The organism is Paenibacillus sp. FSL P4-0176 (genome assembly GCF_037975265.1).
GTDB lineage: Bacteria > Bacillota > Bacilli > Paenibacillales > Paenibacillaceae > Paenibacillus > Paenibacillus amylolyticus.
Genome location: NZ_CP150242.1, coordinates 5,299,058 through 5,312,111 on the forward strand (window position 1 = coordinate 5,299,058; position 13,054 = coordinate 5,312,111).

The 13,054-nt window shown below is 44.9% G+C and carries 10 protein-coding genes; 4 read left to right on the plus strand and 6 right to left on the minus strand.

Features of this window, described 5'->3' with window-relative positions:
• Window position 1: 1 nt before the first annotated feature.
• A complete protein-coding gene (locus MKY95_RS24635; RefSeq protein ID WP_339200036.1) occupies window positions 2-1,078 on the minus strand; it encodes an iron ABC transporter permease in 1,077 nt (358 codons plus the stop codon).
• 166 nt (window positions 1,079-1,244) lie between these two features.
• On the opposite strand from MKY95_RS24635, the gene MKY95_RS24640 reads away from it, so the two are divergent.
• Both MKY95_RS24640 and MKY95_RS24645 read left to right on the plus strand, forming a co-directional pair.
• Entirely contained in the window at window positions 1,245-2,309 is a 1,065-nt protein-coding gene (locus MKY95_RS24640) for an ABC transporter substrate-binding protein (protein WP_339194829.1), read from the plus strand.
• A gap of 219 nt (window positions 2,310-2,528) precedes the next feature.
• Complete coding sequence (locus MKY95_RS24645) at window positions 2,529-3,734, plus strand: MFS transporter (protein ID WP_339194832.1); 1,206 nt, start codon at window positions 2,529-2,531, stop codon at window positions 3,732-3,734.
• A 94-nt stretch (window positions 3,735-3,828) separates the two neighbouring features.
• Here the strand turns inward: MKY95_RS24645 and MKY95_RS24650 are convergent, their stop codons facing one another.
• A complete protein-coding gene (locus tag MKY95_RS24650) occupies window positions 3,829-4,281 on the minus strand; it encodes an Lrp/AsnC family transcriptional regulator (RefSeq protein ID WP_017687134.1) in 453 nt (150 codons plus the stop codon).
• A 170-nt stretch (window positions 4,282-4,451) separates the two neighbouring features.
• Between MKY95_RS24650 and MKY95_RS24655 the strand changes: the two genes are divergently transcribed.
• The gene (locus tag MKY95_RS24655) at window positions 4,452-5,636 is read left to right on the plus strand and encodes a serine hydrolase domain-containing protein (RefSeq protein WP_076328149.1); all 1,185 of its coding nucleotides are present in this window, start codon (window positions 4,452-4,454) and stop codon (window positions 5,634-5,636) included.
• Window positions 5,637-5,691: 55 nt separating this feature from the next.
• Here the strand turns inward: MKY95_RS24655 and MKY95_RS24660 are convergent, their stop codons facing one another.
• The 4 genes from MKY95_RS24660 to MKY95_RS24675 form a co-directional block, all read right to left on the minus strand.
• Window positions 5,692-7,053 carry an amino acid permease gene (locus tag MKY95_RS24660; protein WP_339194836.1) on the minus strand — a complete coding sequence of 454 codons (1,362 nt, stop codon included), beginning with the start codon at window positions 7,051-7,053 and terminating at the stop codon, window positions 5,692-5,694.
• 861 nt (window positions 7,054-7,914) lie between these two features.
• A complete protein-coding gene (gene sigK / locus MKY95_RS24665; protein ID WP_017687130.1) occupies window positions 7,915-8,613 on the minus strand; it encodes an RNA polymerase sporulation sigma factor SigK in 699 nt (232 codons plus the stop codon).
• Window positions 8,614-8,743: 130 nt separating this feature from the next.
• Window positions 8,744-8,923, minus strand: a complete 180-nt coding sequence (locus tag MKY95_RS24670; RefSeq protein ID WP_036615241.1) for a hypothetical protein — start codon at window positions 8,921-8,923, stop codon at window positions 8,744-8,746.
• Window positions 8,924-9,142: 219 nt separating this feature from the next.
• Window positions 9,143-10,075, minus strand: coding sequence for an alpha/beta hydrolase-fold protein (locus MKY95_RS24675; protein ID WP_036615244.1), 933 nt, complete (start codon window positions 10,073-10,075; stop codon window positions 9,143-9,145).
• Between the two features lie 530 nt (window positions 10,076-10,605).
• Here MKY95_RS24675 and MKY95_RS24680 point away from each other — a divergent pair.
• A complete protein-coding gene (locus tag MKY95_RS24680) occupies window positions 10,606-13,017 on the plus strand; it encodes a hypothetical protein (protein WP_339194840.1) in 2,412 nt (803 codons plus the stop codon).
• Window positions 13,018-13,054: the final 37 nt, after the last annotated feature.

Below are 13,054 nucleotides of genomic sequence, written 5' to 3' on the forward strand. Positions count from 1 at the left end.
TTTAATTTCCTCCAAAACCGTAGCCTTTTTTGACCAGCATATACATAAACATTGGTGCACCAATCATGGCCGTAATAATACCGATTGGCAACTCCAGGCTGGATATGAGGGATCGTGCAATAACATCCGTCCAGATGAGGAAAATGGCTCCAAACAGCACAGATACAGGCATCACCTTACGATGGTCGGAACCCACGAGACCTCTGACGATATGCGGAATAATGAGGCCGACAAAACCAATCATGCCACAGCTCGCCACCATAACGCCTGTCACCAAAGCGGTTAACAGCATGTACACCCTGCGGTACACACTCAGATTAATGCCCAGTGTAACGGCTGCTTCATCCCCCAATAACATCGTATTAAGAACTCTGGACTGTAAAAGGAAGAATAGAATCGCCACCAGCACGACGATACCCACGAGTGGAAGCTTGTTCCATCCGGAAGCCGCCAGGCTGCCCATGGTCCAGAACGTCACCGTTTTGATGCCTTCAGCATTGTTGGCAAAATAAATAATAAAGTTCGAAAAAGCGCTGCATAACGCGTTAATCACCATTCCCGCAAGCACCAGCTTGACCGACGTCATTTTCCCCCGAATCCCTGCCAAAGTCAGGACCAGTAAGGACGCACCCATCGCACCGGCAAAGGCCCAGAAAGCCACTCCCGTCTGACCTAGCCACCCAATCGCACCGAATCCAATAAGAATTGCAAAGGTTGCTCCAAGTGAAGCGCCTGAGGATATACCCAGTATGTAAGGATCAGCGAGCGGATTCTGCACAGCAGCCTGCATAACAGCACCGCACAAGGCCAAGCCTGCACCGATAAACATCGCCATCAGCACACGCGGAAAACGAATCTGCCAAATGATATCGGTAAAGGAACCTGCCTCAATGGGTGTTGTCCCCCACTGAAATCCCGTTAATTTGTATAAAAGAATACGATATGACTCCGCCAGTGGAATTTGTACCTGTCCAATGGAAACTGCAATACCTACGGATATAAGCGTAATCATGATTAAAGCTGCAATCAGTAAAGCAAACCCGGATTTACTATGAATCAGAGACTCTCTTTTCCCCATACGCTGTGTCTGAACCTGAACCGTCTGTGCCATCTCTTCCCCCATCAATTCGCGTAAAATGTAGAACAAATTAAATTTAGCTATTTACAATGTGTTTTCTCGGATTATAATTGAGAATGATTATCTTTGTCAATTTAAAACACATAGAAAAGGGGTTCATCATTTAATGAAATTCACATCCAGAACCATTGGCTTTGCTGCTCTAAGTCTCCTGTTACTGCTGCTTGCAGCCTGTTCGAATGCTTCGACTTCTTCCCCTGCCGAAGAGACGACTTCAACAACTAACACGACAGAAACTTCAGCTCCTGCTGAGAATACAAATAAAACGACGTACCCGCTCACCATTGAGAATTTCACGATCTCGGGTGAGGGTGGCGAGTGGAAGCCCAAAGTGCAAGTATTCGATAAAGCACCTGAACGTGTTGTTGCGAATACCCAGTCTGCGGCTGAGATGCTCATCAAATTGGGTCTGACCGATAAAATGGTCGGTGTTGCTGCTCTTTATGGTTCCGTTACACCGGATGTGGCTGATGATTTCGCCCAAATTCCGGTATTGTCCAAGGATTATGTAGGTAAAGAGCTGGTTGTAGGTACAAGCCCGGATCTGGTACTCGGACGGGGCGACCTGTTCGCTGATGCAGACTGGGGCGTGGGTACCGTCGATGGATTGAATGACATGAATATCCGCACGTTCCTGCAAACGACGAATCACAAAGGCACACTAGATAGCCTCTATAGCGATATTGCACAACTTGGGCAGATCTTCGATGTTCAAGATAATGCCGCAACATTCACGGAAAGTCTGAAGACTCGTGTTGCAGCCATTAAGGCAAGTGTAGCCGATCAGCCTGATCATACTTTTGCTTATATCGTACCCGCTACAGAAGACACCATTACGGTAAGCAGCATGCAGAACGATACGTATCAGCTCGATGCACTTGGCCTGTTGAAGCTGAAAAATACGTTTGATGGTGTGCAAGGTGAAGTTAGTGTAGAGCAACTGATCACAGCGAACCCGGACTACCTGCTCTTGTCCGCGTATGCCGGTTCACCGGATATCGACAAGCTGATTGAGAATCTGTATGCCAACCCTGCCCTGCAAAGTATGAACGCAATCAAGAACAAACAGATCTATGTCACAGATTTCAGCCAGTTCTGGGGTTATGGATATCAAATTCTGGATGGCATTGAGAAAATGGGACAGGAAATGAAGGCTAATCCAATCAAGTAGTGACTTGAGCGAAGAGCAGGAGAAGAAATTCTCACTGCTCTTTTTTTCAGTCCACTTTGGAACATATTAAATTAACGGATAAACTCACAAATTAAATTAAATATCATGTTAAAACCTCCTTCTAACCTTTAATCCTGTATGCAAAAGTTTGATTTTTTCAGATAAGCTTATATGCATAGTTCTGGATAGGATTAAAATATAAGAAATGAGGTTTTATTCATGGCCATTAACACACCCCTCCCAAAACAAAGGGAGCTGCCTTCCATATCTTCAGAACGCCTTCCGTGGGCTGGGCTACTTGCTTTAGCCATGGCGGGATTTATTTGCATCCTCACTGAAAGCTTGCCTGCGGGACTGCTGCCGCAAATCGCAAAAGACTTGGGGATCACAGAAGCCCTCACAGGACAGTTGGTGACTCTTTATGCCATTGGATCACTTGTTGCTGCCATTCCCTTGACTGCTGCTACACGCGGATGGAGACGCCGACCTCTACTGTTAGTATGCATTAGTGGTTTTCTTGTCTTTAACACCGTTACCGCCTTATCTTCGGATTATATCCTGACACTTGCTGCTCGTTTCATGGCTGGAGTCTCTGCGGGTGTGTTATGGGGCATGACAGCAGGTTATGCACGTCGGATGGTCCCGGATTCGCTAAAAGGTAAAGCCATGGCTGTGGCTATGGTCGGCACACCGGTAGCATTAGCCCTGGGTGTCCCAATCGGTAGTTTTCTCAGTTCTTATGTCGGCTGGCGCCTCATCTTCGGGATGGTATCTCTTCTAACCGTGGCTTTAATCGTATGGGTTCTCTGGAGAATGCCGGATTTTGCCGGAGAGCCAGCTGGTGAACGTCTTCCACTGCATAAGGTGTTTTTAATTCCGGGAGTTAGGCCTATTCTGTTTGTTGTTCTGGCCTGGATGCTTGCCCATAACATCCTATATACCTATATTTCTCCCTACCTTGCCCAGACCGCATTTGCTAACAGAGTCGACTTGATTTTGCTCATTTTCGGTATTACTTCCATTGTTGGAATTTGGTTAACCGGAATGCTCATTGACCGATTTTTGAGGAGATTAGTTATCATCAGCTTGGCATCATTCGCTCTAGCCTCTGTCGCGATGGGAATCGCTACTCATCAACCTGTGATTATTATCCTTGGCGTCATGATCTGGGGACTTACGTTTGGCGGGGCCGCGACACTGTTACAGACTGCCATCGCTCAAGCCGGAGGCAAAAGCACAGATGTCGCCCAATCGATGCTGGTTACAGCATGGAATCTGGCAATTGGTGGAGGAGGCATCATCGGGGCCATTCTTCTTGAAGTATTTGGAGCAGGATACCTTTCTGGGGCGCTGTTTATCTTGCTTATTCCTGCGTTGCTTGTAGCTAGGCGTGCTAATAAATATGGATTTACCAGAGCAAATTAACAGGAAGGCATTTTTCATGAGTTACACGCAGGAGGAAAGAGGAGTTCACTTGATGTGGACTCCTCTTCTGTTTTTCATTTTAAAGACCAGAATCTTATTCTGCCTGTGCCAACAGATTTGGTCCTTCCACTAGATTCTTATGTGCAATTGGAGAAGACATGGTGATTAAAGTCATGTAAGTACCGTACGGATCACACTTGTTCTGAAACTCCTCGAGTCCCTGAATGGTATCTGTGAGGATTTTCAGCAAGTAATTGTACTCTCCGCTTATCCGATAACATTCCACAACTTCAGGTGACGCACGACAGAAATCCAGGAAAGGATAACAATCCCGCGTACGAAAAAGAACATAGGCTGTGCTCTGCTTGCCCAATTTGGATGGGGAGATTACGGTTCGATATTCCTCGATAATTCCCTTTTCTTCCATTCGTTTGACTCGTTCAGTAACGGCGGGCTGAGATAACCCCACCAGTTTGCCGAGTTCGGTCATGGATAATCTCGCCTGATTCTCCAAGTGATACAGAATATGCTGATCTATTTCGTCCATGTGATCCACTCCTTTAAATACATAAGATATATTCAGAAATCACCTTAAGTATATTCGCTAATTCATTATAATGCCTTTAACAAACCATGTAATACAAGATCAATCATTTATATAATAAACACAGTTATCATGAGAAATCAAATACATCAGTTGGTGAGAGGAAGATAAACATGAGAAAAAAAGACATGACGACATTGCATAATTGTGTGGATGAAGCCATTGACCGCGCTCTAAGCGAAAAAAGAATTGTAGGAACAGTTGTACAGGTTGCATTAGGAGGGGAACTGATATACAGCCGGGCTGCTGGTTTCGCGGACAGGGAGCAAAAGCGCAGCATGTCGGAAAATGCTCTGTTTCGACTTGCTTCCGTAACCAAACCTATTGTCTCGACAGCGGCTCTGGCATTAATCTCACAAGGAAAGCTGAGTCTGCATGATCCGGTGACACGCTGGCTTCCTGCATTCCGGCCCAAACTCGCTAATGGCCAGGACGCTTTAATATCAGTACATCAGTTGATGACCCACACCGCAGGCTTGACATACCGTTTCTTCCAAGAAGATCAGGGAACCTATGAGCTCGCAGGAGTATCGGACGGAATGGATTGGTCTGAAATGAGTCTGGAGGAGAATCTGCAGAGGCTGGCTTCTGCTCCTCTTCTGTATGAGCCAGGCAACATGTGGAGATATTCCATTGCGACAGATGTACTTGGTGCCGTTATCGAAAAGGTAACTGGGATGTCACTACGAGAAGCTGTCCAAACGCTGGTTACTCATCCACTCCACATGACCGACACTGACTTTGTTGCGGTGGATTCGGAACGATTAACAGCCGCATATGCTAATGGTTCTGAAGAACCGCGTCTCCTTCATCAGGTGTTGGAGCTGATTCCTTTTATTGAGGGCACTGCTGGCTTCCGACTGTCACCCAATCGTGCGAATCGTACTTCTGCTTACTTGTCGGGCGGAGCGGGTATGGTTGGAAGTACCCGAGATTTTCTTACTTTACTTGAAGCCTTGCGACAAGGAGGACAGCCTCTCCTTACAGAAGCCGTTGCGGCTGAGATGTCTACCAATCAAATCGGTGATCTCGTGATGCCATACTGGCCAGGCAGAGGGTTTGGCCTTGGTTTTACCGTACTTAAAGATCCTGTCGCAGCCGGTACACCGGAATCCCCGGGTACGTGGCGAATGGGTGGAACATACGGTCATTCCTGGTTTGTTGATCCAAAAGAAGAACTTAGTGTTGCAGCATTCACCAACACGGCACTTGAAGGGATGTCGGGCCAGTATACAACCGATATCTGTGCTGCCATCTACGCGAGCATTCGTGAAGGCAAAGAGGCTGCAAGAATTTAAATACGAATAACCGCCCAATATCATTGGGCGGCTTTATTTGGCAACGATGGTAAGGCTACTGTCTGTTATTACTCAAATTTTTCTTTTTAAAAAGGTAGATCCCCGCAACAAGAATAAACCACACTGGCGTGACAAACAGTGCAACACGCGTATCCTCGGCCAATGCCAATACCACTAGCACAAACGCCAGAAACGCCAGGATTAAGTAGTTCGAAAACGGATATAGTGGCAGTTTGAAGCGGCTACGACTCGCCAGTTCCGGCTGAGTACGACGATATCTGAGATGACAGATCACCATGATGCCCCAGACAAAGATGAAACACACGGTCGACACACTCGTGATCAACGTAAATACGCCTTCTGGCATGATATAGTTCAGAACAATTGCAATCAAAATAACAATCGTGGAGAAAAACAGCGCATTGGAAGGGACTTTCCTCTTGTTCAGTCTTGCAAATGATTCAGGTGCGTTGCGATCCTTTGCCATGGAGAACACCATACGGCTTGTACTGAAAATGGCACTGTTACACGCTGACGCTGCGGAAGTCAGTACCACGAAATTCACAATGCCGGCGGCAGCTGCAATACCCACAGCGGCAAACACTTGTACAAACGGACTTTCAGTAGGCACAATGGCGTTCCACGGGTAGATGCTCATAATAATCAGCAGTGCGCCAACATAGAAGAGCAGTACCCGGATCGGAATCTGGTTAATCGCTCTAGGAATAACCTTCTCCGGATTCTCCGTTTCCCCCGCTGTGAGTCCCACCAGTTCCATGCCTACAAAGGCGAACACCACCATCTGGAACGATATGATGAACCCATGCAGTCCATTCGGGAACCATCCCCCATGACTCCACAGATTGGTGAAACTTGCTGGACCCTGATCCGTGGTAAAACCTTTGAATATCATATATAAACCAACAACAATGAGTGCCAGAATGGCCACGACTTTAATCAGGGCAAACCAGAATTCCATCTCACCAAACAACTTGACCGTTGCCAAGTTCATGATTAGTAAAATGACTAACGCAATTAACCCTGGCATCCATTGAGGTACATTTGGAAACCAAAACTGTGTATACAAACCAACGGCCGTAATATCAGCCATGGCAATGGATATCCAGCAGAACCAATAGGTCCAGCCTGTAATAAATGCCGCCATATTTCCCAGGTAATCACGCACAAAATCGATAAAGGAATGATACTGCAAGTTGCTTAACAGCAGTTCCCCCAATGCACGCATGATCAGGAACAATACAACACCTGTAATAATGTAGGCCAGCAAGATGGATGGCCCAGTTAGCTGAATCGTTTTGCCTGCTCCGAGAAACAGACCTGTACCAATCGCACCTCCGATCGCCATCAACTGCACATGCCTGTTCTTTAATCCCCTTGTTAACGTTTCTTGATGCATGATCAACCACCACTCTCTTTCTGTACATGCTCTCTACGATGCAAAATATTATTACTCATCATATAATAATCTGCCCAGAATACATATCCCTCTTTTATATATTTTTTTGCACAGCAAAGAGGCCACCTTTGTAAGAGGTGACCTCTTCATATGCTCCTATTCATGCCCTTGGCTTTTATAATCTTAAGTTGCATCCGATCCAAACTATCATCAGCCTATGTACATTCCTTTGTTATTCTCATGCCACGTTATGCTGATTATACATATCTATAGAAGTATTTTAAAATAAAAGCCAAGCATAGAGCGGCAACAACTAAAAAGGTAATCGCTAATGAACGTTCGTTTTTCCAAATTCGAATAGCATTTGCAACACTAATCATCAATAGCGCAATATAATTAAGAACACTTGAATACGATTGAAACGAGTTGAAAACGATCATTATAAATCCTACGATCCAGATTAACAAAAACCACAGTGGAGTTTTCCGAAAAAGCTGCTTCATTATGATTTACTCCTTATATATTAAATTGGTCTTTGTATTAGATATTCTTCAACAGGGATGAAAATCCCTTTATTTAGGTTATAAACCCAAATTCTTAATACTATTCAGACCCCATTCTAAGTATTTTCACAGTAAAAAGGGCTCCCGATAAAGGCGCCCTCTGGTGTGTTAATCTATTCCTTTTTCTTTTCCAATCTGTTCTGAGGATATCAATTAGTGTAATTTCATTGCCCTCTTTGTCCGTGCCATTTTCAGAGAGCGCGGTGTATCAAATTTTCGATCTTAATGCATCTCCCTACAAATGCGGAAGGTTCAGAAAGCACCATCTTTTTAACGAAAAGCGCTATCTATCCAACAACTACTTTTGCTTATAAAACTCATGATACAGCTTCATTAACGCTCGCTTCTCAATCCGTGATACATAAGAACGTGAGATGCCCAGTTCCTTCGCAATTTCGCGTTGAGTTCGTTCCTCCCCGCCTGCTTCCAGGCCAAATCGACCGATTACAACTTCCTTCTCCCGGTCATCCAGGATATCTAGATTGCGATAAATTTTGCTTTTTTCAATCTTGAGCTGTACCCGATCTACAACATCATCAGCTTCTGTGCCAAGGATGTCGATTAATGTAATTTCATTGCCTTCTTTGTCCGTACCGATAGGGTCGTGCAGGGATACGTCTTTGCGTGTTTTCTTCAGGGAACGCAGATGCATAAGTATCTCGTTTTCAATACATCTCGCCGCAAATGTGGCAAGCTTCGTGCCTTTGCCTTGTTGAAAACTTTCGATGGCTTTGATCAAACCAATGGTTCCGATGGAAATCAGGTCTTCCTGATCTTCACCCGTATTGTCGAACTTCTTGACGATATGCGCGACGAGGCGCAGATTGTGTTCAATGAGCAGATTGCGAGAGTGAGCATTGCCTTCAGCCATAAGGCGCAAATGTTTGGCTTCATCACCCTCAGCCAGTGGCTGGGGGAACGCATTATTTTTGACATACGAGACGAGTAACGTTAACTCTTTAATGAATAGAGCAATTGCGGTAAACAATCCGGGCACAGATGACACCTCCTGCAGTTTTACAACGATCTGGCCTGAGCACATGTGGGAACAGGGTCGATCTATTGTATGTAGGCAGAGGCCCAGAAGTGCACGTACACTTGAAAAAGGGGATGATCTTGCGAAGATTTCACAGACTCACAGAAACAATGGAGCCCACCCGCTGAAGCAGGAGAAATTCTTTTTCCACACTTTCGATAAAATACTTCTTTTCACCAAATAGGACAACATCATTCTGGGCTAATGAAACATCGCTTTTAAAATAGATCACATTGTCCGTTTCCCGGAATGCACCTTTGTAATAGAACATCCTATTTCTCTCCTTCATGTATCTACCTATGTAATTAACTACCCGCTCCATGTGGATCTGCTTCCTTCATGCTAACATATTCGCTCTCATTCATCATGTCATATTCGCACACTAACCAACATAAAGCCCCAGCCCTGTGCAGAACAGAACTGAGGCTACATATCGATATGAATTCCTGTTTCTCCTGTCGATTGCTTCAAGAAGCTAATTCAAATTAAATTATTTGAAGATTCTTTGTGAGAACTGATACAGGCCGCTGTTCCAGACAGATGGTTCGTGTCCACCTACATCCAGATAAAAGGTATGCGGAATATTCATGCTGCTCAAGCCGTTTTTGAAGTTCTGGCTGACCCATAACAGACCGTCACTTGATCCACAGGAGATCCACAACAATTTGAGTTGGCTGGCTACTTGTCCCGGGTTGGAAACCAGCTGTGATACAGATTGCGTATTCGGTGCAGCCGAGAAGGCCCCTACCCAAGCGAAGGTATTCAGATTTTTCAATCCGAAGTTAAGCGATTGCCCACCACCCATGGACAGACCGGCCAACGCACGGCTATTCTTGTCTTTGTATACCGGATAATTGGCCTCGATATGAGGAATCAGATCCTTGAGCAGGTCTTGCTCAAACCGTTCAAACGCAGCCACTTTGTCCGGAGCAAAAATGTCACCGACTGGACGGTCGTCCTTCATGGCACGGCCATTCGGCATGACAACGATCATCTGGGACAGCTTGCCTTCCGAATACAGGTTGTCCAAAATGTTCTTGGGTTTCATTGCATTGACCCACTCATGCTCATCCCCGCCGATGCCGTGCAGGAGATACAAGACGTTATACTTTTTATTCGGAGAATATCCTGGCGGTGTATACACGGTCGCTTTCCGTGTATTGCCCACCGTTGTGGAGTAATAGGATATCAGATTGGTATTTCCGTGCGGAATATTGTTTCGATAGCCATCAAAACCCGGTGGTGCCGGCACCACCGGAGTATTAGCAAGCGCATTGTTTGCGTCATTGCCGGATACATTCATAGATTCATACGCTGTGTTCTGAGCACCAACCTCGCTGGAATCCGTAGCAAAAGCCATTGTTGGGGCAATCATGGCAACGATCATCGAAAGACTTAAAAGGATTGTAATACGTTTTTTCATCTCAATTTCTCCTCTCAATTTTGTCAAACTTAAGTATGCGTTTCTCGAAGTTTCACTGGATTACGCTTGATGCTGAAGTTCAACTTTTTCTAACGCGGTGAAGTAAGCTTCCTCTCAACCCAAAATTGAAAGCCCTTACAATAAACAGGTTAGATCACCTCCCTTCCCTTCAGAAAACACTGAAACATGTAGATTTCACTCTGTTTTCCCGACATAGAATTACTTATATAGTATATTTAAACTTATTTATCCATTTTTTGCAACAATATTTTCATTTCTAGCGATTCAATTCAATGATCTTATAGCATCAGAGTTTTTCTTCTTTCTTCTTTATTCTCGAATCATAATTAAAAATTGTAAAATACTGTTGTTAAATTGAATATTTTACCTTATTATAGCTTCCATAGGGGGGTGTCTATGAACAATTTCAATAGATTCATAATATTTTTCTTCTGAGATATGCTTACGCAAAAGTTTCAACGTTTCGGCCGCCAATATCTTTTGCAACTACTTTATTTTCTGGGAGGAAAATGATGATGTTCAATGTACGCTTGTCGATCAAAAAAGCATGGGCTTCATTCCTGGTTATTACATTATTGCTGCCTTTACTTGTGGGGTTATGGCCATCCAATGTCTATGCTGCATCTAACAATGAAGGAAAAATATCCATAACCGCAGATGATGAGTTCACACTTTTTATAAACGGCAGACAGACGGGAAAAGGCACCGAGTGGGCCAAAGCCTATACGTTCCCTGTGCCGATTCAATCTGGCATCAATGTGATTGCAGTTCAAGCGAAGGATATAGGCCTCTACGCAGGACTGCTGGCAGACCTTAGCTACGGAGATGAGAATCTGGTTACGGATTTCAACTGGAAAGTATCTGAACGATATATCGAAGGTTGGGAGCAACCCAAATTCGATGATTCGTCATGGTCACGTGCTACTGACTTCGGACGGTATGGCAGTGATCCTTGGAAACAGATTAGTGGCATGCCTGAGGAGACCAGTGCACGCTGGATCTGGGCAGGCAAGACCAATGTGAATGCTCCAGTTTCAGAAGCATATTTTCGAATCTCATTTAACGTCTCCGAAGATGGACTGGCTATTAGCAATCCCATTTCTTCTTCAGGTCAATTCGAGCAAGTCGATTATCAGTTAAAACCGACCCAACCCATGCCTGCTTCCATGGTGAAGAGACTTCCCGTGGTAAATGCCGTCTTTGAAACGGTGGAAGAGAAAGGTTCAATAGAACTTAGCACCCAAGAGGCTGCCCAAATCGGTAATAACCTAGCTCCTGGTCAGATTTTTCTCGATCAGTCCTCTGCCCGGGCTATCAAAGTTACAAGCGTCAATAGAAGCTCTGGTGGTATGCGGGTAGATTACACCACTCCGGGTGTGGAGGAATTGTTCGATTACTATGATATTCCCGAGCAGGAGGTCTCGTTCGAAGAGCGCAATATCGTCATGCCCGATCCTGAGATGGTATTGGATAGCAAGGAATGGCTTGTTCAGGAAACCCCTTCCTTGTTAGAGACCGATATAACTGACGATGCTGAAATGCGACAGTTCAACATCGACAACACGATTCAAAATGATTTAGATGCAAATATGGACAGGGTTGCGGATGCAGAAACAATGGATATCGCTTCCACGGATATCGCACCCATGGATCCGAATGATGTGAATTCCATGGACATGAATGATACAAATGATATGGATCTGAATGAAATAAACTCCACGGAATTAACTGATATTAATTCAACGGATCTGAATGATGTGATTCGTGCTGCTGGAGCAGGTGATTTTGCCAATTGCAAAAAATCCGGCAATGAGTTTGTCTGTGATTTCAAGAAGGTACTTGTAAATCAACAAAATGCAAACGGTAACAAAGTGTTCGTTGAAGCAGGTGGCAAGCTCACCTTGATTGCACCCAAAGTTACGGGGAAATACGGATTTTGGGGGAAATATGATCTGAAATTTACTGCTGGTGAGAAAGCCAACATCTATATCAAAGGTGATGCCAAGTTCAAAAAAGAAGTCAAAGTTCCAATCATGGGCTTCAACATTGGTGCTGGCAATCTCGGAGCCGTATCTGTCGGCGTTTTTCTGGTCATCGGTATTGACGGCAACGTCACCTTTGAATTTCAGGTCGATCAGGGATACACGGTTACCGCGGGAGTCAAAGGGAAAACACGTGTCTTTATTCCCGTGAAGATCCAGCCTTACAGCAGTGTGAACAGATATCTTACGGTAACCCATAAAATTGAAGGACAGATCACTGCTTGGGCAGGAGCCAAAGCGGAAGTCGGTCTGAAAATTGCCGGCAAAAAAATACTTGAGGTAAGTGTTTTTGCCGGCATTGAAGGCACAGGGAAATGGACAAGCAGCAATAATGTACCCAGTACCATGTCTCTAAAGATTGATGCTCTCGTCAAAGGAGAAGGAGCTGTATTTAATAAGTCCTTCAAACTCTTCGAGCTGCGCTGGAATTTGGTGAATCTGGTGAAAACCCCTACCAATCCGGGAACCGGACAGAACCTGGCACGAAATGCTGCCATAACGGTAACTTCCACCTATCCCGGGTATTCAGCAGCCCGAATCAATGACGGGGATCGTAACACGGCCTTGGGGGAAAATTATAGCTGGGCCAATAACCGTAATTCCTCACTTCCCCAATATGTCGTCATTGATTTGCCGGCATCGAGTTCAATCCAGCGAATTGATCTGTATACCACCCAGGGATACCCGCTTGCCAATTATGATCTGCAATACTGGAATGGCTCAAATTGGGTGAATCTTGTACAGATTACAGGCAATCAAGAGTTAACGCGTTCACACACATTTTCAGCAGTCAGTACCTCCAAGATCCGTGTCGTAGCGAGTAAAGGTCCTTCGCATCAGCCAACCTATGTGCGAATCAATGAGCTTGAAATCTATTAAAACAACATGCCCAAAAAGCCTCAGCCCCTGGTTACAC